This is a genomic window from Variovorax sp. GW823-FHT04F07, assembly GCF_058795995.1.
Genome location: NZ_JBXAIG010000002.1, coordinates 320,404 through 341,165 on the forward strand (window position 1 = coordinate 320,404; position 20,762 = coordinate 341,165).

Genomic DNA, 20,762 nt, shown 5'->3' on the forward strand with positions numbered 1-20,762 from the left:
AGGTTCGAGGATAGCGCAAGGCCCCGGCCCGCCAGCCGCCGGGCCTGTGTGCGGATCAGGCGCGGCCGAACAGCCGCTTCAGCCCCAGCCACTGCTGCGACCAGAAGCCCTGGCCGTAGTCGCGCGGCCGGCCGTCGGCGCCGGGCTCGACCTGGTCGCGGATGCCGGTCGGGTCGTAGCGGTTTTCGAAGTTGGCGGTGCGAAAGAGCATGTCCCACCAGGGCAGCAGCACGCCGAAGTTGTGGCCGCCCAGCGTGCTCCGGCCGTGCGACTCGTGGCCCAGCCCGATGCTGTGGTGCAGCCGGTGAAAGCGCGGGCTGACCCACAGCCGCTCGCCGATGGCCCCGAAACTCAGCCGCAGGTTGGCGTGCTGCAGGCTCTCGCTGAGCTGGGTGAAGGCCACGACGGCGATGAACTGGCCCGGCGCCACGCCGATCAGCTGCGCCACGATGACGATGAGCGTGTCGTGGATCACGTCGTCGAGCAGGTGGTTGCGGTCGTCGCTCCACATCGTCATCTGGCGCTGCGAGTGGTGCAGCGAATGCAGGCTCCACCACCAGTTGAACTGGTGCTGGCCGCGGTGGATCCAGTAGCCAACGAAGTCGAGCACCACGAGGTAGATGGCAAAGGCCACCCACGGCACGTCGGTCACGCCGGGCCAGGCCTCGTCCAGGTGGAAGGTGCCCCACCCCGCCATGCGCAGGCTGCCGAGCAGGTCGTCGAACAGGGGCTGCAGCGTGAAGAACAGCGCCAGCCGGAACAGGCCCAGCCGGTGGATCAGCGTGTAGAGCACGTCGATGCGGATGGCGCGGCGGTCGGTCACGGGCTCGACCGCGCGCCAGCGCTGCAGCGGGCCGATCACGGCCAGCAGCACGAGGATCTGGACCACGCCGACCAGCAGCCAGCCGGTGGCGTCGAAGGCGTCCTCGGCCCAGCCGCCCAAGCCGATGGCGTACACCAGCGGCTGCACGGCGGTCTCGAAGAGCCAGCCCTGCATGGCGGAAAAAACGTCGGTCAACCAGTCGATCACGGCGAAAACTCAGGCTTCAAGGGTGGGAGGCGATCCAGGCGCGGTAGTCCGGATGCTGGCGCAGGGTGCGAAAGCAGAAGCCCTTGGCCTTCAGGCCGACGATGAGCGGCTCGAGGTTGGCGGGCGCCCACGGGTCCTTGCGCGACCAGATGCCCAGGTGCGCCAGCAGGATGTCGCCGGAGCGGATGCCCGCGAGCGCCTGGGCCAGCAGCTTCTGGTTGCTGAAGGCCTCGCTGGGCAGTTCGTCGCCCAGGAAGCCGGCGGGCGACCAACCCACGTGCGCGTAGCCGCAGTCCTTCGCGGCCGCCAGCAGCGCGGGCGAGGTCTTGCCGCCCGGCGCGCGGTACAGCGGCAGCGGCTTCTTGCCGGTGATGGCAGCCAGCCGGTCGGACGACTTGCGGATGTCGGCGCAGTACTGGGCCGCGCTCCAGACCGACTCCTTGCCGGTCTGCGGGCCGGCCGACGGCTTGATGCGAAAGCTCGGCGGCGTGCCCTTGACGTCGCCGCGCCAGTAGGCGTGGTCGTAGGTGTGCGAGCCGAACTCGTGGCCTTCGGCCGCCCTCGCCTTCCACCACGGCGCCCAGTGGTCGTCCAGGCTGTCGCCGTCGGTCTGGGTGCGCTCGGCGGCGGCGAAGAAGGTGACGCGCACGTCCTGGCGCTTGAGCACGTCGGCCACCAGCGGGGCGATGCCCATGTGGCCGGTGTCCAGCGTCAGGTAGACCGGCTTGTCGCAGGCGGCGGCGTCCTGGGCACCGGCCGCCGGCACGGTGGCGCAGGCCAGCGCCGCGACGGCGAAGGCCACCCCGGCGGTGCGCACACCGCGCACGCGCTCAGATGCGCTTGGCATGGTCGAGGGTCCAGACGCCGTGCGGCGAGCGGCCGACGTTGATCTGCCGCACGACCTTCTGGCTCGCGAGATCGACCACCGTGAGCTTCTTGGCCCAGCGCGAGGTCACGTACAGCGTCTTGCCGTCGGCCGACACGTCCATGCAGTCGGGGCCGCCGGGCACGTTGTAGGTGGCGACGACCTTCAGCGTGGTCAGGTCGATGCGGCTGATGGTGTTGGCGACCCGGTTGCTCACGAACACGGTCTTGCCGTCGCCCGCCGAGCGGAAGGCGTGGGCGCCCTTGCCGGTGGGGATCTTGCCGACCAGCTTGGGCTGGGCGCCGGCCACGTCGAACACCTGCACGCCGTCGCTGCCGGTGAGACCCACGAGCAGCGTCTTGTCGTTGTGGGCGCCGAAGATGTCGGCCGGCATGGCGCCGGTGGCCATGCGCCAGCGCACGGTCTGCGTCGGCAGGTCGACCGCGATCAGCTCGTCGCTGTCCTGCATGGTGACGTAGGCCACCGTGCTGGTGTTGTCGATCCAGATGTGGCTGGGCGTCTTGCCGGTGGCGATGCGCTTGACCAGCTTCAGGTCCTTGCCGTCCCAGCGGTACACGTCGACGTGGTTCAGGCGGTTGGCCGCCGTGACGAACCACTTCATGTCGCGCGAGAACTGCAGCTGGTAGGGATCGATGATGCCGTACACCACGCGCTGCACCTCGGCCGTGCGCGGATCCAGGAAGGTGAGCGAATCACCCGCCGAATTGGCCACGATGACCGACTTCTCGTCGGGCGTCATGTAGATGTGGTGCGGCTCCTTGCCGGTGGGAATGCGCTGCTTCTCGGTCCAGTCGACCGGGTTGATCACGCTCACGCTGGCGTCCAGCGAATTGAGCACAAAAACCGGTGGAGGGGCCGGCGGCGCCGCCGCGGCGGGGAGGGTCACCAGGGCTGTCAGGCACAGGCAGGACAGCAGGAAGGCCGCGATGCGGCCGTTCGGGCGGGCAGGGAGTCGCAAGGGAAGGTTCCGGGAGAGGGTTAACAATCTTAACGGTCGAACCCGACAAACAGCTGACCGCCGGCGCCCCCTCACCCGCTGTTCGGCCCGGCGCCTTGACCTATGTCAAGCAGCCCGGGGCACGGGCGCCCGCAGCTGGGCCACCTGTTCGGCCGTGAGCCAGCGCCATTGCCCCGGCGCCAGGTCGTCCGGCAGCGCCAGGCCGCCGATGCGCGAGCGGTGCAGCCCTTCGACCCGGTTGCCGACCGCGGCCAGCATGCGCTTGACCTGGTGGTACTTGCCCTCGGTGAGCGTGAGCCGCAGGTGCAGCGGGCTGTCCGATTCGCAGGCCGCCGCGCGCACGGGCTTCGGATCGTCGTCGAGCACCACGCCGGCCAGCAACTTGGCGATCTGCGCCTCGTCGATCGGGTGCTTGGCCGTCACCTCGTAGACCTTGGGCACGTGGTGCTTGGGCGAACCCATCTTGTGGATGAACTGGCCGTCATCGGTCAGCAGCAGCAGGCCGGTCGTGTCCTGGTCGAGCCGGCCGATGGCCTGCACGCCCTGCACCGCGCCCTTGTTGGGCCGCAGCCGCAGCGGCGACGGCAGCAGCGTGTAGATGCTCGGGTAAGTCGAGGGCTTCTGCGAGCACTCGGTGCCGGCCGGCTTGTGCAGCATCAGGTAGGCCTTCTCGTGGCAGGCCCACTCGGTGCCCTGCACGGTGAACAGCAGGCCTTCGGGGTCGAGGTCGGCAAAAGGGTCGGTCACGGCCGCGCCGGCGATGCTCACATGGCCTTGCTGGACCAGGCCCGCGCACACGCGGCGGGTGCCGAAGCCCTGGGTATAGAGGATGTCTTGCAGGTGCATGAAAAATGAAAAAAGCGGCCGTGCCGACAGGGGCACGACCGCCTTCAAGTGTGCCGCAGGTTCAGTAGCCTGCTGCCAGGCCCGTGTTGCGGCGCGGGTCGTTGGCGCCGTAGAAGCGGTTGGCACCGACCGGCTTGCCGCCCAACGAGGGCGCGCCGACGATGATCGCCGCCAGGTGGTTGGCCGGCTGCGGCACGCCCAGGTTGTGACCCATGTCGGTCAGGATCTTGCGGGTGTCGGGGCTGATCGCGAAGGTCTCGACGTTGGTCACGTCGGGCAGCCATTGCTGGTGGAAGCGCGGCGCATCCACGGCCTCCTGCACGTTCATGCCGTAGTCGACCACGTTCAGGATGGTGTGCAGCACGGCCGTGATGATGCGGCTGCCGCCGGGCGTGCCGACCACGAACACCGGCTTGCCGTCCTTGGAGACGATGGTCGGGCTCATCGAGCTCAGCGGGCGCTTGCCCGGGGCGATGGCGTTGGCCTCGCCCTGCACCAGGCCGTACATGTTGGGCACGCCGACCTTGGAGGTGAAGTCGTCCATCTCGTTGTTCAGCAGCACGCCGGTCTTGTCGGCCGTGACCTTGGCGCCGAACCAGTCGTTCAGCGTGTAGGTGACCGAGACCGCGTTGCCCCACTTGTCGGTGATCGAATAGTGGGTGGTGTTGCTGCCTTCATGCGGCGCCACGCCGGGCTTGATGTCCTTGGAGACGCCGGCCTTCTTGGGGTCGATGGCGGCGCGGATCTTGGCGGCGTAGCCCTTGTCGAGCAGGCGGTCGAGCGGGTTCTTCACGAAGTCGGGGTCGCCCAGGTAGCTGTTGCGGTCCACGTAGGCGTGGCGCATGGCTTCGATCTGGTAGTGCACCGACTCCGCCGAACGGAAGCCCAGGTCCTTCAGCGGATAGCCTTCCAGGATGTTGAGCATCTCGCAGATGATCACGCCGCCCGAGCTCGGCGGGGGCGCCGACACCACGCGGTAGCCGCGGTAGTCGCACTCGACCGGCGCGAGTTCGCGCGTCTTGTACTGGTCGAGGTCGGCCTGCGTGATGATGCCCTTGCCGGCCTGGCTCGACGCCACGATGGCCTTGCCGACCCAGCCCTTGTAGAAGCCGTCGGTGCCCTTGGCGCTGATTTCCTTCAGCGTCTTGGCGAGGTCTTTCTGCACCAGCTTCTGGCCGACCGCGAAGGGCTCGCCCTTGTTCAGGAAGATCGCGCCGGAGACCGGATCTTTCTTGAAGTCGTTGGTGGCAGTGAGCAGCATGTCGATGTCGCCCTGCTCCAGCGCGAAGCCCTTGTCGGCCAGCTGGACCGAGGGGGCGATGAGGTCGGCGCGCTTCATCGTGCCGTACTTCTCGCGCGCGTACTCCATGCCCGAGACCGAGCCCGGCACGCCGACGGCGAGGTGGCCGTGGGTGCTCAGGCCCTTGACGACGTTGCCGTCCTTGTCGAGGTACATGTTGGCCGTGGCGGCCAGCGGTGCCTTCTCGCGGAAGTCCAGGAAGGTCTTGCGGCCGTCGGCCAGCTGCACGGTCATGAAGCCGCCGCCGCCCAGGTTGCCGGCGGCCGGGTACACCACCGCCAGCGCATAGCCCACGGCCACGGCCGCATCGACCGCGTTGCCGCCGCGCTTGAGCACATCGACGCCGACCTTGCTGGCCAGGTGCTGCGCGCTCACGACCATGCCGTGTTCGGCCGCCACCGGCGCCTGCGACGCGGCCTGCGCGCCGCCGGCCGCCGCCAAAGTGAGCGCGGCCGCGACGGCGGCGCGCAGGGTGGGGGTCCACTTGAAGTGCTGCATGGAAAAGTCTCCTCTGTGCGTTGGATGAAGAATGAGGGAGGGGTGAATGGTGTGGGCCTTCAGGTCGTGAGCAGCGCCTTGCGCCGCAGGCTTTGCAGCGCCTGCGCGACCTGCTCCTGCGCGAAGGCGTGCAGCGCCGACGGGTCGGTCAGCGGCTGGTCGTCCTTGAGGAAGCGCAGGCGTTCGGCGCGCACCTCGTCGAGCAGGAAGGCGGCCAGCGCCTCGTGCGTGTGCGCCCCGTCGAGCAGCGGCAGCAGGCTGCGTTCGAGCACCGTGAGCGACACCGGCTCGTGCCACTGGTTGCAGAGCACGGCCGTCGCCTGCGACGCGGGCAGGCCGACCAGCGCGCGGCGCACCGGCGCCAACACCTGAGGCAGCGCGGACACCGAAGCAGCCGCCGACACGGGCGTGCGGCGGATGCGCAGCGCGCCGAGGATCAGCAGTTCCTCGAGCATGGCGAGCACGATGGGCTCGACGGCCGTGCGCGGCTCGCCGGTGAGCGTCACCACGGCGGCCAGCAAGGCCTCGGTCGACATCGAACACGGATAGCTCGCGTCGAGTGCCTGCGCCACCGCCTTGTGCGCCGGCAGCCGCAACGTGACCTTCAGGTCGCGCAGCGCAGTACAGGGCTGCTCGCGGGTGTCGATCGTGAGGGCCTCGCCGCCGTCGACGCGGAAGACGCCGGCGAACTCCAGCGCGCGCAGGCGAGGCACCTCGAGGCGGTAGCGGATGTTCGCGGCGTTGCCCTGCTTCACCAGCAGCGTCTGGCGGAAGGTGCGGTTGACCAGGAAGTCGAGGTACTGCTCCATCATCACCTGGCTGCCGCCGCACTCGCGCAGCAGCGGGTCGCGCACCTTCTCGCCGTAGTTCTGCACGAACATGGTCGAGGGCTCGGCGTCGCACAGGTAGGCCAGCCCGCGCGCTTCGGCACGGGCGACGAACTCCTTGAAGTAGCAGGGCTCGTTGCAGGGCTCGAGGAACTCGTGCAGCAGGTAGTAGTTGCCGGAGTTGCGCACGATCGGCATCGTCTCTTCGAGCGTCTTGCGCAGCACGCTGTCGGGCCGGGCCGACTGTTCGAGGAACTCGAGCATGCCGCGCGCGTAGGAGAGCTTTTCTTCGGGCGTGTCGCGCGGGCCGCCGCGCAGGATCATCGCGTCGCGCACGATCTCGCGCGCCTTCCAGCCCGGGTACACGTTGTAGCTCACGTACACCACGCCGCCCGGCGCCAGATTCTCGGCGCACACGCGCAGGATCGCGTCCTGCACCGGCCCCGGCACCCAGCTGTACACGCCGTGGCAGACGATGTAGTCGAACAGGCCGAACGAGGCGTCGATGTCGGCGATGTTGAAGGCCTTGAGCTCGATGTTCGACAGCCCCGCCTGGTCGAGCGCCGCGGCGCCCTGCGCCACCTGCACGCGCGACAGGTCCACGCCCACCGCGCGCGCCTGCGGATGGCGCGCCGCGAACGGAATCAGGTTGCCGCCGGCGGCGCAGCCCAGTTCGAGCACGCGCGCCTTGTGCGGCGGCGGCGCCTCGAGCCCGAACAGGAAGGCCAGGGCTTCCAGGTGCTCCACGGCGGACTGGGGAAACGGGTGCGAGTCGTAGGGCACCGCATCGTAGTAACTGGTGAGCGTGGAAGTCAGAGAGTCCGGCACGAACGTCCTTTGGGGATCGGAAGGGGCTGCAGCAGTGCTCGCAGACTATAGCCCCGTGCCCTCGCAAAAAGAAGCCGGCGCGGGTCGAGCCGCCCTGCCCTGGCCGCGGACTTCGGTGCTTGCACGACCTCTTTAGAATGGCCCGATGAACTGGCGCATCACACTGTTTCCCCTGGCTTTGGTCATTGCCGGCTGCTCGACGCCGCCCAACCAGATCGTTCCCTTCCGCGACGGTGTGCTGCGTGCCATGACCTACACCCAGGCCTCGGACTACTGCAGCGCCAAGAGCCAGGAGCCGAAGTGGCTCGGCAAGGCACCGGCCGAATCCGGCGTGCTGTTCCAGTGCCAGTGAGTCACTGCACCACCCACCTCATCACGCAGGGCTGACGCCCGGCCGCACCGCTCAGGCGTCGACGTCGATGAGCGCCAACCCGCTCTCGCGGTCGCAGGTCTTGCGCAGGTAGCCCGGCGACTCGACCATTTCATGGCGAGGCGTGTTCTTCCGTTCAAGGCGTCATCGTGGGGAGTTCTGCCTGCAGTCCTCGGCGGTGCCCCGGCAGTCGTCCTGGCGCGAGGGCGCGCCGGGGTCGTCCACGCGGGGCCTGTCCTCGCCGGCCCGCTTCGCGTCCGCCGGTGGCTTTTTCACCATGCCGGGGTCGCGGTCGGGCGGCGCGGGCTTCACCAGCCGCGGATGGCCATGGGGCGGCGGCTTCACGAGGAGTTCGGGATCGGGCCCGGGTTGCGCTTGCGGCTTGACCGGCGGTGGCTTGTCGGCCGACTGCGCGGCAGCCGGCCCGGCGAGGAGCGCCGCGACGCTGATGACCCCGACAGCGAGGCTTCCGGCAAACATCGATTTCGTTGGATTGCGCATGGCGTTCACCCATGGCCCGAAGGTTTCACCGGGGCGCTCCCGACGGTGTAGGCCTCTTTCGCCAATGGCCGCAAGTCGGCGTCGCGGTGCCTGCGACGCTGGCGCAGCCGCCGGGCGATGGCCGCAGGGATGGCGCGCGCTCAGCCCGCCAGGCTGACGCGCACCACGCACGCCGGCGGTACCAGAATCTCGTCGCAGTTCGGCCCGGCCCCGCCGCGGTCGATCACCACGAAGCTGGCCGGCTGCTGCGTGACCACCAGCGGGTGGTGCCAGACGCCGCGCGCGTAGTTCACGCCCTGCCGCCCGTCGGTGACGAAGGCGCGGATGTCTTCCACGCGCACCGCGTCGCCCGCCGGTGCTACCACCACGAGAAAGCGGCTGCCGTCCATCGGCACGAAGGCCTGGCTGCCCAGCGGGTGGCGCTCCAGCATGCCTACCTGCAGCGGCATCGCGTAGGGCTGCGTCTCGAAGATGTTCACCAGCACGCGGCTGTCGCCGGGGCCCGGGTCCACGCGCGCCAGGTCGTGAAAGCGCGTGGTCATGCCCGCGTTGATCGGCATCGACCGTGCGTGCGCGCTCTCGATGACGTCACCGAACGCGGCGAACGCCTCGCGCGTCAGCGGCTGCGCAACGAGCGCGAGCGCCGCGGGCGTGCCCGGCGCCGGGGGCAGGAAAGTGGGGCTGGCAATCGTCAACAGAAACTCCTCGGCTTTTGGTCCAACTGGTATTACCAGTATCCTTGCGATACATCCACTCAGTCAATCTCCCGGCGTCAGGGAAATCGCTAGTGTCCAATGGCGCATGAGGCCTTAAGGTCTCGGTCGCGTTAAATCATACCGGTAATACCAGTTAATCCACCCCATCGACGCCTTCGAGGACCGCCATGTCAACCACCACCCTTCATGCGCCGCTGCAGCCGGCCACCACCTCTGCTGCAGCGGAGAACGCGCTCTACAAGAAAGTGGCATGGCGACTCATGCCGTTCCTGATGCTCTGCTACGTGGCCGCCTACCTGGACCGCGTCAACGTCGGCTTCGCCAAGCTGAACATGCTCAGCGACCTGCAGTTCAGCGAGGCGATGTACGGGCTGGGCGCGGGGCTGTTCTTCATCGGCTACTTCTTCTTCGAGGTGCCGAGCAACCTGCTGATGCACCGCATCGGCGCCAAGGCCACCATCTCGCGGATCATGATCACGTGGAGCCTGATCTCGGCCGCGATGATGTTCGTGACCACGCCCACGCAGTTCTACGTGCTGCGCTTCCTGCTCGGGGCGGCCGAGGCCGGCTTCTACCCGGGAATGATCCTGTACCTCACCTACTGGTTTCCCTCGCACCGTCGCGCCAAGATGGTGGCGGTGTTCATGTGCGCCATTCCGGTGTCGGGCGTGCTGGGCGGGCCGCTGTCGGGTCTGATCATGGACGCCATGCACGGCATGGGCGGGCTGCGCGGCTGGCAGTGGCTGTTCCTCATCGAGGCGCTGCCCTCGCTGGTGATCGGCCTGCTGGTCATCGTGTACCTCGACAACAGCATCCAGGGCGCACGCTGGCTCACCGCGGAAGAAAAGGCCGTGCTCGCACGCAACATCGCCGCCGAGAACGCCACCAAGGGCGGCACCAGCCACATGACGCTGCGCGCGCTGTTCGCCGACCGCCGCATCGTGAAGATGGCGCTGATCTGCTTTTGCACGGTGATGGGCCAGTACGGCCTGACCTTCTGGCTGCCCACGCTGGTGCGCCAGTCGGGCGTGTCGGGCGCGCTGAACATCGGGCTGCTCACGGCCATTCCGTTTGCCGTGGCCATCGTCTCGATGCTGCTGGTGAGCCGCAGCTCCGACCGCATGCGCGAACGCCGCTGGCACCTGATCGTGCCCTTCTGCTGCGGCGCGCTGGGCCTCACGCTGAGCGCGATCTTCAGCAACAACGTGTACCTCTCGCTGGCCGCATTGGCCCTGGCCGCGGGCGGCAGCCTGGCGACCTCGCCGCTGTTCTGGAGCCTGCCGACGGCCATCCTGTCGAGCGCGGGCGCGGCGGCCGGCATTGCGCTCATCAACTCCTTCGCCAACCTGGCGGGCTTCGTGAGCCCCTACATGATCGGCCTGATCAAGGACGCCACGAAGAGCACCGACATCGCCCTGTTCGTGCTGGCCGGCGTGCTGCTGTTCGGCGCCTTCCTCACCTGGACGGTGCCGGCCAAGCTGGTCAACAAGTAGGGAAGGCCCGGGGTGCGGCCACAGTAAGATTTCCAGTTCCCGCCACTGCCGCACTTCGCACCGAAAACCGCCCATGCTCGCCTCCCCCGCCGTCGCCGCCACCGCCGCCCGCCTGATCCAGCAGCGGATCGCGGACGGCACCTATGCGGCCGGCGGGCTGCTGCCTTCGCAGCGCGACCTGGCCGAGCAACTCGGCATCAGCCGCACCTCGCTGCGCGAGGCGCTGTCGACGCTGCAGGGCACGGGCCTCGTCATTCCGCGCCCCGGCAAGGGCATGTACGTGGCCGAAGACGGCGGACAACAGGCGCCGGCCGCCTCCCCGGCCTGGAAGTTCGCCACCTCGCATTCGCTGCAGGACGTGTACCAGCTGCGCTTCGCGGTCGAGAACTTCACCGCGCGGCTGGCCTGCCTGGTCATCGAAGCGGACGACCTGGCGGCGCTGCGCGCCAATGCACAGGCCATGCGCGCATGCATCGACGCCGGCGACTTCACGCAGGCCACGCAGCTCGACTTCGACTTCCACATGCAGATCATCGGCATCGCCGGCAACCAGGCCATCGCCGAGATCCTGCGCAACAGCGCCGAGGTGATGCAGGAGAGCCAGCGCCTGCCCTTCTACAAGCGCGGCGCGCGCCATGCCACCTACGACGAGCACATGGCGATCATCGAAGCGCTGGCGCAAGGCAACCCGGCGCTGGCGCAGCAGGCGATGACGCAGCACATCGTGCAGGCCGCGCAGCGCGCGGGCGTGCACTTTCCGACGGGGCTCGAGGCAGCCTGACGCTTCAGGTCCACGTGTCGACGACGATGCGCAGCACCTCGACGCGCTCGGGCAGCTCGATCAGGAACTCCGCATCGCGCGGCAGGTGATGCACCCCATTCGGGTCGCCGCCGGTGAACGCGCTCATCGCGGCCACGTCGGGCCAGTAGGAGGTCGTGACGAACTCGGTCTCGGTGGCGCGGTCTTCCCGGAACAGCTGCACCGCGAGCGCCGTCTTGCGCAACGGCGGAATGCCTTCAGCCAGCAGGTAGCGTTCGTAGGCCTCCGCGCGATCGGGCGTGACGCGGCCGCGCCAGATGCGCGCGATGGTGGCGACGCTCATACCGGCACGCCTTCGATCGTCCGGGTGGATGCAGACGCCGGCACCGGCAAGTGCCGCCCCAGGAAATCGCGCAGCGGCGGCAGCACCTCGGCCAGGTGCGTCTCGAGCAGCCAGTGGCCCCCGTCGTCGAACGCGTGGAACTGGGCGTCGGGCAGGTCGCGCAGGTAGGCACGGCCGGCCTCGATCGGCATGTAGCCGTCCTGCGGCCCCCACAGGATCAGCGTGGGCGGGCGGTACGTGCGCAGGTAGTCCTGGTAGCGCGGAAACCACCGCAGGTTCTCCTTCAGCCCCTTCATGAGACCGAGCGCAATGCCACGCCGCACGGGCGTGTCCATCAACGGCCAGTGAAGGCGCCAGAGATCGGGCGCGAGCCGCGGGGCCACGCGCGACGACACCTCGCCGATGAACTCGTCGCGAAAGCCTTCTTCGCTCACGGCGCGCTCAAGCACCGCGAGATGGACCTCGCTCGGGTCGTTCCAGTACGCCCGGATCGCCGCGTACTTCGGCCCCAGCGTGTCTTCGTAGATGTCGCCGTTCTGGACGATCAGCGCCGTCACCCGCCCGGCCCGCCGCATCGCATGGCGCAGGCCGATCTGCGAACCGTAGTCGTGCAGGTACAGCGCGTAGCGGCGCAGCGCGAGGGCGGCGGTGAAGCGGTCGAGGAAGTACGCGTAGCCATCGAAATCGAACGCGAAGTTCTCCTCGGGCGTGCCGCTGTAGCCGAAGCCCGGGAAATCGGGCGCCACCACGCGCCAGCGGTCCGCCAGCGCCGGCATCAGCGCGCGGTACTGGAACGAAGAACACGGATAGCCGTGCAGCAACAACAGCACCGGGGCACCCACCGGACCGGCCGCGCGGTAGAAGACCTCGACGCCATCGATCTGCACCGTGCGGTGCGTGACGGCGGTCGTGCCGGCCGCGTCGTTCTTTCGGGGGTTCGCATTGGCCATCTCGGCTCCTTGAGACATGCAAAGAAACAGAGGTGTCTTTGTCGCCTCCGGCGCGGGGCCCGCATGTGGGAAAGGGCCGACCCTGGGTGTCGTCCAGGCCGCGCGCGTCCTGCGGCGGGCACGCTGCAGGGCGACATAGGCAACCTGGCCATCCCGTCGGCCGATCGGCCTTGGCAGCACCGGCCGGACGGTCGCCCCGCGCCTGAACATGAAACTTTGGCTCACTGGCCGTCAAACCGCAGTCCAAAGCTTTCACTGCAGCGCGGTGCGCAGGACAATGGGGCGTTGATGGTGGTCGGGGCGCCGCCTCCGATCCTGTCGGCATCGCACTTTCAGGACTACACACGTCGCGTCATGGAACAACGGCTGGAATGGGCCCTCGCGGCCTGCTCACGCATCCTTCGACCCGTGGTGAAGCTCGCCCTCGCGATGGGGGTCAAGCACCCCCACCTGGAGGAGTTGCTGCGTGACCTGCTGATCGAGGAGGCGCAGCACTCCTGGCGCAGCCAGGGCGTTCCCAAGCCCAACCTGAGCCAGTTGTCGGTCACCACCGGCCTGAACCGCAAGGCCGTGACCGCCAAGGTCCGCTCCACCGTCGACCCCCTGCCCCACACCGAACTGTCGGCCGCGGCCAAGACCTTCACGCTGTGGCTGCAGATGCTGACTGAAGACGCTTCGTTCCGGCGCCTGCCCGTCACCTCGGGCCACACGGCGCCCTCGTTCGAGGCGGTCGCCCGCCTGAGCAGCCGCGGCAACGTCCACCACCGCACCATCCTCGACGAGCTGATCCGGTTGAACATGGTGACCGAAAACGAGGGCATGGCCGAACTCACCGCAGACGGTTTCGTGCCCGTGCAGGACCTGCAATCGATGCTGGCCTTCCTGGGCGACAACGGCCGGGACCACCTGCTGGCGGCCGTCGCCAACACGCTGGGCGAACAGCCCCGCATGCTCGAACGCGCGGTGTACGCGCGCGGGCTGTCGCTCAACGATTGCGAACAGATCCACCGCCTGGTGCGCGACCGCTGGTCCGCCCTGCACCACGAGCTCGCGCAGGAAATGGCACAGGCGGTCAGCCGCGCGCCGGCCCGCGCCGAAGGACGAATCCGTGTCGGCATCTACACGTACTACGAGGACGAGGGCACGCCGCCCCCGCCCGCGTCCTCTGAAAGCGAGCGCCCCTCATGAGCACGATCCAAACACCCCGCCGCCTCCTGCTGGGCCTGTTCTGCGCCAGCCTCATGGCCCTGTTGATGTCCTGCGGAGGCGGCGGTGGTGCCTCGACCGGGAACCTGGGCCTGGGCACCGGCACCGCGATCGGCGGTGACAGCCCCGGCGGCGCGGGCACGGGCACAGGCGGGGATGGGACCGGGTCCGGCTCGGGCAATGTCGGCACGGGCGGCTCCGGCGACACCGCCAGCAACGGCAACACCGACGGCTCCGGTGTCGGCTCGGGCGGCACCGGCGTGACCGCGGACGCCGCCGGCATCGGCGCCGCGGACGGCCTGGGCAGCATCATCCTGAACGGCCTGCGCTACACCACGGACACGGCCACCATCACCGTCGAGGACGCCACCGAGCTCCAGATCGGCATGAGCGCGCGGGTCGCCGGCAAGGTCGACCCCGACTTCACCCGCGGCATCGCGACGCAGGTCGTGTCGGGGGCCGAACTGCGCGGCGCCGTCTCACGCATCGACGTGGGTGCCGGCAGCTTCGTCGTCATGGGCATCAACGTGACCATCGATGCGGCCACGGTCTGGGCCGACGCGAACGGGCTTGCCAATGTGGCCGACGGCAGCCTCGTCCAGGTGTGGGGCCTGCCCGGCGCGCCGGGCACGCTGCGCGCCACCCGCGTGCAGACCGCGCCCACGCTGACCGCCCCGCTGGTGACGGGCGCCATCCAGAACCTCGATGCGACGAACCAGACCTTCACGCTCGGCCAGCTGACGGTCAGCTATGGCGGCGCCAGCTTCGCGGGCATCGACACCTCGTCGCTGGCCAACGGGGTCATCGTGCGCGCCCGTGGCACGGCCGCGCCGGTTGGCAACGCGTTCACGGCAACCAAGGTGGAGGGCTGGTACGCGATACCGACGGGCAACGGCATCGCACTGCAGCTCGCGGGGGACATCACCGACTTCGTCTCGCGCGGCGCCTTCAAGGTGTTGGGCACGCCGGTGGACGCCACCAATGCGCAGATCACGGGCGGCCCCGTCGGTTCGCTCGGCAACGGCGTGAAGGTCGAGGTCGACGGCTTCATGTCCGGCGGGGTGCTGGTCGTCAAGAAGCTGCGCATCCGCCATGTGCCGGGCACGGGCGGGCCGGCCTCGTTCACGCTCATCGGGGCCATCGGCGGCTACCAGTCCCCTGCCAATTTCAGGGTGCAGGGCCAGCCGGTGGACGCCAGCGGACCGGGTACCACCTTCGAGAACGGTACCGCCGCGAACCTGGCCAACGGCCAGCGCGTGACCGTCGTGGGAGACCGGGTGGTCGACGGCGTTCTCATTGCCCAACGGGTGACATTCAACCCCTGACCTGAAGCGGCGGCGCAGCGCCCCGCCGTCCGGTCGCATCGCCCGCCCCTTCTGGCGGCAGGCGAAGCCGGGCTTTCGCACACATCCAGTTCCAGTTCGACACCGCCGCACCGCGGCGGGCGTCGGCCTGCGCGCACGCGGGCCGGATAGCACCTTCGGCCATCTATCTCCAAATCCATGGCGAAAGTACGAAAAAGGGACTAAAGTGAAAAAATCACATTTCTTACATTGGTGGCTTCCGTGTCTGTTCCCGCGAGTTCAGTGCGACCGTTGCTCCCCGTTGGCATCGCAGGCCCACGCCTGACGGATGCCTCCCTGTGCGGGGCTGCGCATCGGGTGCCTGTTCGTCGCCGGACCAGCCGGCACCGCTGACACTGCGAGGAGTACCGCATGCCGCTCGTCCTTCTTCTTCGGCTCATGAACAAGCGTTTTCCGGTCATGCTCACGGCGGACGCGGACATCCGGCATGCCTCGGTGCTGGTCGCCACCGGACTCATCGAAGCCGAGTTCCATGTCGACAACTTCGGCTACCAGCGGTACGAAAGCGCCCAGGTCTTTGCCATCACGGACGAGGGGCACGCGGAGATCGCCACGCTCTGCGGCAATGGCGCCTCGGTGCATGAAGAACGCCCCCAATGGAGCGTCATGCCGCTCGATTACCTGCGCAGGATCGGCAACTCGACCTTTCCCCTGCACACCGAGGACCCGTCGGAGATCAACTCCGTGGCGGTCCTCGAAGCCGCCGGCATGGTGGAGGCCACCCTCCCCCCGATCTGCCGCGCACGGCAGAAGCTGCGCCAGGCCACCGTCCTGCGCGTCACGCCCCTGGGACGGACGGCGCTGGTGCCACGGCGGGGCTGAATCCGGGTTCGGGTCGAACGCCCGGCGTGCCATCCCTGGCGCGCCGGGATCGGTGCGTCCGGCGCGCACAAACACCGCCCCTCGCGTTCCCCTTGCCCCACACCTCCATGAATCGGGTACCCGTTTGCCCTGCGGCAGCCCCCGGCCGAGGGAAAGCGCCTCGTACAGCGATGAAAAAAGCCTGCCCACGACACAATTGAAACCAAGCGCAACAGACGTCACAGATCGCCCACAAGGTTCCTTTCGAGTACCAAAGAAGTAATGTGAAACCTTCACATACACCGCGTTATTGGCACGAAGAAATGAACGCCAGGCTGTTACCACCGAACGTCGGCCCCTGCCGTGCATGAAACAGTTCATGCGAAGGATGTCTTGCCATGCGCGCCCCCGTCTCCGCCCCGAGCCTCGACAGCAGCCTGTCGACGGACGCGCTCATGGCCGCCCGCATGCGGCTGGTGCTGTCGATCTCGGCGGTGCTGGCCATGGCGGTCGATGCGGGGCCCGCCCGGCAACCGGTGGCCAGCGCGGTCTGGCTGGCCTTTTGCGGATACCTCCTGCACAGCGTGCTGGTGCATGCCTGCACGCAGGGCGGCTGGCGCCATGTCCAGGGCAAGGCGGTCCACTGGTCCGACGTGATGTGGTTCACGCTGATCGTCTTCGTGACGGGCGGCGTGCACAGCCTGTTCTTCCTGTTCTATTTCTTCGCCATCCTGACCTCCTCGTTCCGCTGGGGCTTCGAGGAAGGCGCCCGCGTGACGATCGTCTCGGTCGCGTCGTTCGCCGCCTGCGGGCTCGGCACGAGCACGGGCGACGACGCGCCGCAGCTGCTGATGCGCACGACCTTCCTGCTGGCGCTGGGGCACATGATCGTGCACTGGGGCGGCTCCAAGCTCATCCTGCAGCGGCGCCTGGCCCTGCTGGGTGACATCAGCCAGCTGTCGAACCCGCGCTTCGGCGCGGGCCGCACCATCGCCCGCACGATGGAAAAGACGCTGACCTTCTTCAAGGCCAGCCACTGCATCCTCATGACGCGGGACACCGCCACCGGCAACTGGACCCTGCGCACGCTGCGCAAGGACGACACCTGCGAGCACGTCGGTGTCGAGACGCTCGGCGGCATCGCCGAGTCGCCGCTGATGGCGCTGGAGCATCCGCACACCGTGCTGAGCAACCGCCTGCCCTGGCCCCTGAACCACTTCTTTGCGCGCAGCCACATGCACGGCCCCGGCGCGATCGGCTGGCGCCCCGAGGGCCGCGACGGCGCCAAGCGCAGTGCCGCGGTGGCCGCCATGCTCGAGGCCCGCGCGTTCATCAGCGCCGCGCTGCCGCTGCGCCTGGGCGAGGGGCGCGTGTTCATCTCCTCGCGCAACGGCCACTTCAGCAAGTCCGATGCGCTGTTCCTCGCGCACCTCATGGAACAGATCTTCCCGGTCATCGAGACCATCGAAGTGCTCGACCGCATGGCCTCCGAAGCGGCCGCGACCGAGCGCCTGAAGATCTCGCTGGACCTGCACGACACCGCCGTGCAGCCCTACATCGGGCTGCGCATGGGCCTGTGCGCCCTGCGCAAGAAGGCCGCCGCGGACAACCCGCTGCTCGAGGACCTGGACAAGCTCGCCGAGGTGGCGAGCGGCGTGATCGCCGACCTGCGGCGCTTCGCGGGCGCGGTCAAGGCCGGCCCGGAAAGTTCGTGCGGCCTCGTGCTGCACCAGCTGTACAGCCAGGCCGCCCGCATCCAGGGACTCTACGGCATCGAGATCTCGGTGAACGTCGAAGGCCACGTGCGTCTTGACGACCGCATGACCGCGGAGGTCCTGCAGATGGTGGGCGAAGGCCTGAACAACATCTGCAAGCACACGCAGGCCCGCCGCGGCAGCGTGCGCATCGGCTGCCGCAACGGCTGCTTGCACCTGCGCATCGAGAACGAAGGCGACGAAGAGAACTTCGCGCCCTTCCGGCCACGCTCCCTCAGCGACCGCGCAGCGGCGCTCGGAGGCCGCGCGCAGGTCAGCCGGTGCCGGGGCGGCGGCACCGAGGTGCTGATCGAAATCCCCATCTGAGCCCCCAAAAGCACGACAACAGTCCGAGGAGCCCCTCATGCAAACCGAAGCCCATCCCATCGGCGTCCTGCTGGTGGACGATCACCAGACCATGCTGTGGGGCCTGTCCCGGCTGATCGACGGCGAACAGCCGCGCATGAAGGTCGTCGCCACCGCCAGCTGCTGCGAAGAAGCCGTGGCGCACACGCAGAGCCTGGCCCCCGACGTCATCGTGCTCGACCTCGACCTGGACGGCCATTGCGCCCTCGACATCCTGCCGCAGCTGCTGTCGAACGAAGTCTCGCGCGTGGTCGTGCTGACCGGCGAACGCGAGCAGCGCACGCTGGACCTCGCGGTGCTGCGCGGCGCGCGTGGCGTGATGCGCAAGGACGCCTCGGCCGAGCAGGTGCTCGATGCGATCGAGCGCGTGCACCACGGCGAACTCTGCGTCGACGCCCCGACCATGGGCCGCGTGCTCTCGGAACTCACCTCGGTGAAGAAGCCGCCGAAAGCCGACCCCGAGTCCGTCAGGCAGGCCAGCCTGACCCAGAAGGAGCGCGACATCGTCCGCACCGTGGTGCACGGCAGCGGCGCCTCCAACAAGACCCTGGCCGGGCAGGCCTTCGTCACCGAACACACGCTGCGCAACCATCTCACGTCGATCTACCAGAAGCTCGGCGTGACGAACCGGCTCGAGCTGTACATCTACGCCGTCAAGCACCACCTCGACGCGATGGCGCACTGACAGCGCCCTGCCCGCCCCGTCCTTCGGGGCGCCCGCTGCGGGCCGCTCAGCGTCGGCATGCCCCTCCGGGACCCGCCATTTCCCCGCTTTTCCGATCCCCGCCTGCTGCGATCAGTTGACGTGCGGGAGCGCACCGCACTGGCAGAGGAGGAGAAGATTCGGCACCGTATTTCGTGCCACCTCAAAGAAATTGAATTTCAATTGAATTGAAAAATCATGATCAAGCGAGAGAATAAGCTCCAAAAATAAAAATCGGATAGCAGACAATTTGGTTAATAGAAGATTTCATTCAATTCAAATATCACTGGAATTTCAATAATCAAATTATTTCCTCGGTTTCAATTGGTTTTTTGAATATTTTATTCTACCAAACACCAAATACCCAATCAAAAATGAATTTCATATTTGATTAATTTCATTATCTTCAAAATTTCCTCGCATAAATAAACCCATTCCACTTTTCAACCAGCATTGCTCACTTGGCGAACAATGCGTCGTTTTTCACGATCCGCCTGAAAAACAGAGAAATTAGGTATATCGAACGTCATGGTTCAGGTAGTTCCATTTTGAAACACTCATGTCTTTCCACAAGCAGGAGCAAAAGACCCGCGCAACCGTCCCGTCAAGTTCATAGGATTGCGCAAGCCTCGGGCCGAATTGAATTTCAATTAAAACTCACAGAAAACATTCAATTCAGCACTTGCCTTTCATTTTTCTATTGAAAATGTATGAGACCCCAAACTGCTTTGCCGCCGATGGGGAAAGTGGCCCCGGAGCACTCGACGGACGACCTTTGCGTCTCCCCGCCCACGCTCGCAACGACCGGCCTGCGTCGCTCACGCCAACCGGGGCAGGCACATGCTTGATCACCGGCTCATCAGCTCTGGCGAGAAGGCCTCCGTCGGCGTCTGCGCGCCCGCCGCGAGGCTGTGGCCGGACTTCCTGATCGGCCAGGAGAAATCGCCGGTGCGCGTGCTGCTCGTCGACGACGACGAGTACATGCGCCGGGTGATCGCCCAGGAGTTGCTGTCGGACCTGCGCATCCAACTCGAAGGCCAGGCCGACAGCGTTCGCGAGGGACGCCGGCTGCTGACCACGCACACCTTCGACGTGCTGATGCTCGAGCTGCAGCTGGGCGACGAGATGGGCTTCGAGCTGATCACCGAGGCACGCCGCCTGCACCGCAGCAGCGAGGTCATCGTGATCTCCTCGCTCGAGGACGACGCCCACGTGCTGCGCGCCTTCGAACTGGGTGCCATGGGGTACCTCCTGAAGAACGCCTGGTTGCAAAGCTTCGCCGATGCCGTGCTGCACGTGGTGAACGGCGGGGCCGCGATCACGCCCCGGCTCACGCGGCGCCTGCTGCACCGCCTGGACTACCACCCCCGCGAGCCGGTCGCCGACAAGGCGCCGTCGCCGCCGAGACCGCCATCGCGCGACATGACACTGACGCCGCGAGAGAGCGAGGTCCTGCGTTGCGTGGCCTCGGGTTACGTTTCCGCGGAGATCGGCGCCAAGCTCGGCATCACCGGCCAGACCGTCAATGTGCACATCAAGAGCATCTACAAGAAGCTGCATGTGCACTCGCGCGCCCAGGCGGTGAACTTCGCCGTTCACACGGGCCTGATCTGAAGGGCAGCGACTCCATGACCCCGATCGATTGCCCCTTCGCCGCCGGATCGCGCCCTCGCCGCGCGCTCGACAAGCGGCCCTTCGTCCAGGCCATGCTTGTCGCGGCCTGGGCCACGCAGGTCATGTGCGCCGACCTGGCGATCGCGACGGAAGCGACGTCGGCGGCCGTTGCGGCACACGAGAACCCGGATGGCGGCGTTCCGGACGGCGAAGTCGCAAGCGACGCGGCCGTGGTGACGGCCTCTCCCGACGATCCGGCGGCCACAACAGGAAGCGGTGACCCGGAGCGTCCCGGCTCCGCCGTCTACAGCCCCTTCGCGAGCCCGCCACACGGCAATGAACGCCCTCCCGCTTTCGCTGCGGCGTCCCAAAAAAGCAATGGCGGCCATGCGGAAATGGCGCTGATCGCCCTGATTTCGGCCGGTGTCGCCGCGGTCGCTGTTTTTTTTTGGCTCTGGCGCGCGTAGTCAGGTTCTCGTCAGTTAATTTGTATGTGAGAAAGTTGCATTCCTGAAGATGGCCTCTCATAATTAGCACCTTCGTTTTCGAAGACAACCAATCGACCACCGGTTGCCGTCCGCTTACAAGCGGCAACGACTTTCGGCGCGCCGACCTAGATTCTTTTTGACAGGATCCATGGTGGGGGTA

20 protein-coding genes are annotated in these 20,762 nt (G+C 67.5%); 10 read left to right on the forward strand and 10 right to left on the reverse strand.

Translation table 11 applies throughout. The features are described 5' to 3' along the window. Positions 1-55: 55 nt before the first annotated feature. The 6 genes from AC1RAA_RS10530 to AC1RAA_RS10555 form a co-directional block, all read right to left on the reverse strand. A complete protein-coding gene (locus AC1RAA_RS10530; RefSeq protein ID WP_492729597.1) occupies positions 56-1,030 on the reverse strand; it encodes a sterol desaturase family protein in 975 nt (324 codons plus the stop codon). Between the two features lie 16 nt (positions 1,031-1,046). Beyond that, positions 1,047-1,877, reverse strand: a complete 831-nt coding sequence (locus AC1RAA_RS10535; protein WP_492729595.1) for a polysaccharide deacetylase family protein — start codon at positions 1,875-1,877, stop codon at positions 1,047-1,049. After that, positions 1,861-2,874 (reverse strand): YncE family protein, encoded by a 1,014-nt coding sequence (locus AC1RAA_RS10540; protein ID WP_492729593.1) that lies wholly within the window; start codon positions 2,872-2,874, stop codon positions 1,861-1,863. Before AC1RAA_RS10540 ends, AC1RAA_RS10535 begins: the two co-directional genes overlap by 17 nt. 105 nt (positions 2,875-2,979) lie before the next feature. Beyond that, entirely contained in the window at positions 2,980-3,720 is a 741-nt protein-coding gene (locus tag AC1RAA_RS10545) for a pseudouridine synthase (RefSeq protein WP_307694364.1), read from the reverse strand. Positions 3,721-3,781: 61 nt separating this feature from the next. After that, positions 3,782-5,518 (reverse strand): gamma-glutamyltransferase, encoded by a 1,737-nt coding sequence (ggt, locus tag AC1RAA_RS10550; protein ID WP_492729591.1) that lies wholly within the window; start codon positions 5,516-5,518, stop codon positions 3,782-3,784. Positions 5,519-5,577: 59 nt separating this feature from the next. Then, a complete protein-coding gene (locus AC1RAA_RS10555; protein WP_492729589.1) occupies positions 5,578-7,173 on the reverse strand; it encodes a class I SAM-dependent methyltransferase in 1,596 nt (531 codons plus the stop codon). A gap of 145 nt (positions 7,174-7,318) precedes the next feature. On the opposite strand from AC1RAA_RS10555, the gene AC1RAA_RS10560 reads away from it, so the two are divergent. Continuing rightward, entirely contained in the window at positions 7,319-7,525 is a 207-nt protein-coding gene (locus AC1RAA_RS10560) for a hypothetical protein (RefSeq protein WP_062470893.1), read from the forward strand. A 162-nt stretch (positions 7,526-7,687) separates the two neighbouring features. Here AC1RAA_RS10560 and AC1RAA_RS10565 read toward each other — a convergent pair whose 3' ends face one another. Together AC1RAA_RS10565 and AC1RAA_RS10570 are read right to left on the reverse strand one after the other, a co-directional pair. Then, positions 7,688-8,044, reverse strand: coding sequence for a hypothetical protein (locus AC1RAA_RS10565; protein ID WP_492729587.1), 357 nt, complete (start codon positions 8,042-8,044; stop codon positions 7,688-7,690). Between the two features lie 140 nt (positions 8,045-8,184). Beyond that, positions 8,185-8,742, reverse strand: coding sequence for an ureidoglycolate lyase (locus tag AC1RAA_RS10570; protein WP_492729838.1), 558 nt, complete (start codon positions 8,740-8,742; stop codon positions 8,185-8,187). Between the two features lie 185 nt (positions 8,743-8,927). Between AC1RAA_RS10570 and AC1RAA_RS10575 the strand changes: the two genes are divergently transcribed. Both AC1RAA_RS10575 and AC1RAA_RS10580 read left to right on the forward strand, forming a co-directional pair. Beyond that, positions 8,928-10,253 (forward strand): MFS transporter, encoded by a 1,326-nt coding sequence (locus AC1RAA_RS10575; RefSeq protein ID WP_062470888.1) that lies wholly within the window; start codon positions 8,928-8,930, stop codon positions 10,251-10,253. A 73-nt stretch (positions 10,254-10,326) separates the two neighbouring features. Next, entirely contained in the window at positions 10,327-11,034 is a 708-nt protein-coding gene (locus AC1RAA_RS10580) for a FadR/GntR family transcriptional regulator (protein WP_492729584.1), read from the forward strand. A gap of 4 nt (positions 11,035-11,038) precedes the next feature. Here the strand turns inward: AC1RAA_RS10580 and AC1RAA_RS10585 are convergent, their stop codons facing one another. Together AC1RAA_RS10585 and AC1RAA_RS10590 are read right to left on the reverse strand one after the other, a co-directional pair. Further along, positions 11,039-11,356: an antibiotic biosynthesis monooxygenase family protein gene (locus tag AC1RAA_RS10585; RefSeq protein ID WP_095744461.1), complete on the reverse strand. Its 318-nt coding sequence runs from the start codon at positions 11,354-11,356 to the stop codon at positions 11,039-11,041. Beyond that, positions 11,353-12,306: an alpha/beta fold hydrolase gene (locus AC1RAA_RS10590; protein WP_492729581.1), complete on the reverse strand. Its 954-nt coding sequence runs from the start codon at positions 12,304-12,306 to the stop codon at positions 11,353-11,355. Before AC1RAA_RS10590 ends, AC1RAA_RS10585 begins: the two co-directional genes overlap by 4 nt. A gap of 354 nt (positions 12,307-12,660) precedes the next feature. Here AC1RAA_RS10590 and AC1RAA_RS10595 point away from each other — a divergent pair, with 354 nt between their 5' ends. The 7 genes from AC1RAA_RS10595 (at position 12,661) to AC1RAA_RS10625 (ending at position 20,581) form a co-directional block, all read left to right on the forward strand. Further along, positions 12,661-13,494: a DUF6502 family protein gene (locus AC1RAA_RS10595; protein WP_095950009.1), complete on the forward strand. Its 834-nt coding sequence runs from the start codon at positions 12,661-12,663 to the stop codon at positions 13,492-13,494. Beyond that, positions 13,491-14,837 (forward strand): DUF5666 domain-containing protein, encoded by a 1,347-nt coding sequence (locus tag AC1RAA_RS10600; protein WP_492729579.1) that lies wholly within the window; start codon positions 13,491-13,493, stop codon positions 14,835-14,837. The genes AC1RAA_RS10595 and AC1RAA_RS10600 overlap by 4 nt, the downstream gene beginning before the upstream one ends. 390 nt (positions 14,838-15,227) lie before the next feature. Then, positions 15,228-15,698: a hypothetical protein gene (locus AC1RAA_RS10605; protein ID WP_062470870.1), complete on the forward strand. Its 471-nt coding sequence runs from the start codon at positions 15,228-15,230 to the stop codon at positions 15,696-15,698. Positions 15,699-16,075: 377 nt separating this feature from the next. Continuing rightward, a complete protein-coding gene (locus tag AC1RAA_RS10610) occupies positions 16,076-17,758 on the forward strand; it encodes a sensor histidine kinase (protein WP_492729577.1) in 1,683 nt (560 codons plus the stop codon). Between the two features lie 37 nt (positions 17,759-17,795). Continuing rightward, positions 17,796-18,482 (forward strand): response regulator, encoded by a 687-nt coding sequence (locus AC1RAA_RS10615; RefSeq protein ID WP_095950012.1) that lies wholly within the window; start codon positions 17,796-17,798, stop codon positions 18,480-18,482. A gap of 858 nt (positions 18,483-19,340) precedes the next feature. Then, entirely contained in the window at positions 19,341-20,114 is a 774-nt protein-coding gene (locus AC1RAA_RS10620; protein WP_095744458.1) for a LuxR C-terminal-related transcriptional regulator, read from the forward strand. A 14-nt stretch (positions 20,115-20,128) separates the two neighbouring features. Then, positions 20,129-20,581: a hypothetical protein gene (locus AC1RAA_RS10625; protein ID WP_492729575.1), complete on the forward strand. Its 453-nt coding sequence runs from the start codon at positions 20,129-20,131 to the stop codon at positions 20,579-20,581. The last annotated feature ends 181 nt before the right edge of the window (positions 20,582-20,762 follow it).

Bases quoted from the DNA above. Each gene is read 5' to 3' on its own strand.
- AC1RAA_RS10625 (WP_492729575.1), top strand. From the start codon at position 20,129: ATGACCCCGATCGATTGCCCCTTCGCCGCCGGATCGCGCCCTCGCCGC.
- AC1RAA_RS10620 (WP_095744458.1), top strand. From the start codon at position 19,341: ATGCTTGATCACCGGCTCATCAGCTCTGGCGAGAAGGCCTCCGTCGGC.
- AC1RAA_RS10590 (WP_492729581.1), bottom strand. From the start codon at position 12,306: ATGGCCAATGCGAACCCCCGAAAGAACGACGCGGCCGGCACGACCGCC.
- ggt (WP_492729591.1), bottom strand. From the start codon at position 5,518: ATGCAGCACTTCAAGTGGACCCCCACCCTGCGCGCCGCCGTCGCGGCC.
- AC1RAA_RS10575 (WP_062470888.1), top strand. From the start codon at position 8,928: ATGTCAACCACCACCCTTCATGCGCCGCTGCAGCCGGCCACCACCTCT.
- AC1RAA_RS10565 (WP_492729587.1), bottom strand. From the start codon at position 8,044: ATGCGCAATCCAACGAAATCGATGTTTGCCGGAAGCCTCGCTGTCGGG.
- AC1RAA_RS10595 (WP_095950009.1), top strand. From the start codon at position 12,661: ATGGAACAACGGCTGGAATGGGCCCTCGCGGCCTGCTCACGCATCCTT.
- AC1RAA_RS10610 (WP_492729577.1), top strand. From the start codon at position 16,076: ATGCGCGCCCCCGTCTCCGCCCCGAGCCTCGACAGCAGCCTGTCGACG.
- AC1RAA_RS10580 (WP_492729584.1), top strand. From the start codon at position 10,327: ATGCTCGCCTCCCCCGCCGTCGCCGCCACCGCCGCCCGCCTGATCCAG.
- AC1RAA_RS10615 (WP_095950012.1), top strand. From the start codon at position 17,796: ATGCAAACCGAAGCCCATCCCATCGGCGTCCTGCTGGTGGACGATCAC.
- AC1RAA_RS10600 (WP_492729579.1), top strand. From the start codon at position 13,491: ATGAGCACGATCCAAACACCCCGCCGCCTCCTGCTGGGCCTGTTCTGC.
- AC1RAA_RS10535 (WP_492729595.1), bottom strand. From the start codon at position 1,877: ATGCCAAGCGCATCTGAGCGCGTGCGCGGTGTGCGCACCGCCGGGGTG.
- AC1RAA_RS10560 (WP_062470893.1), top strand. From the start codon at position 7,319: ATGAACTGGCGCATCACACTGTTTCCCCTGGCTTTGGTCATTGCCGGC.
- AC1RAA_RS10605 (WP_062470870.1), top strand. From the start codon at position 15,228: ATGCCGCTCGTCCTTCTTCTTCGGCTCATGAACAAGCGTTTTCCGGTC.
- AC1RAA_RS10545 (WP_307694364.1), bottom strand. From the start codon at position 3,720: ATGCACCTGCAAGACATCCTCTATACCCAGGGCTTCGGCACCCGCCGC.
- AC1RAA_RS10585 (WP_095744461.1), bottom strand. From the start codon at position 11,356: ATGAGCGTCGCCACCATCGCGCGCATCTGGCGCGGCCGCGTCACGCCC.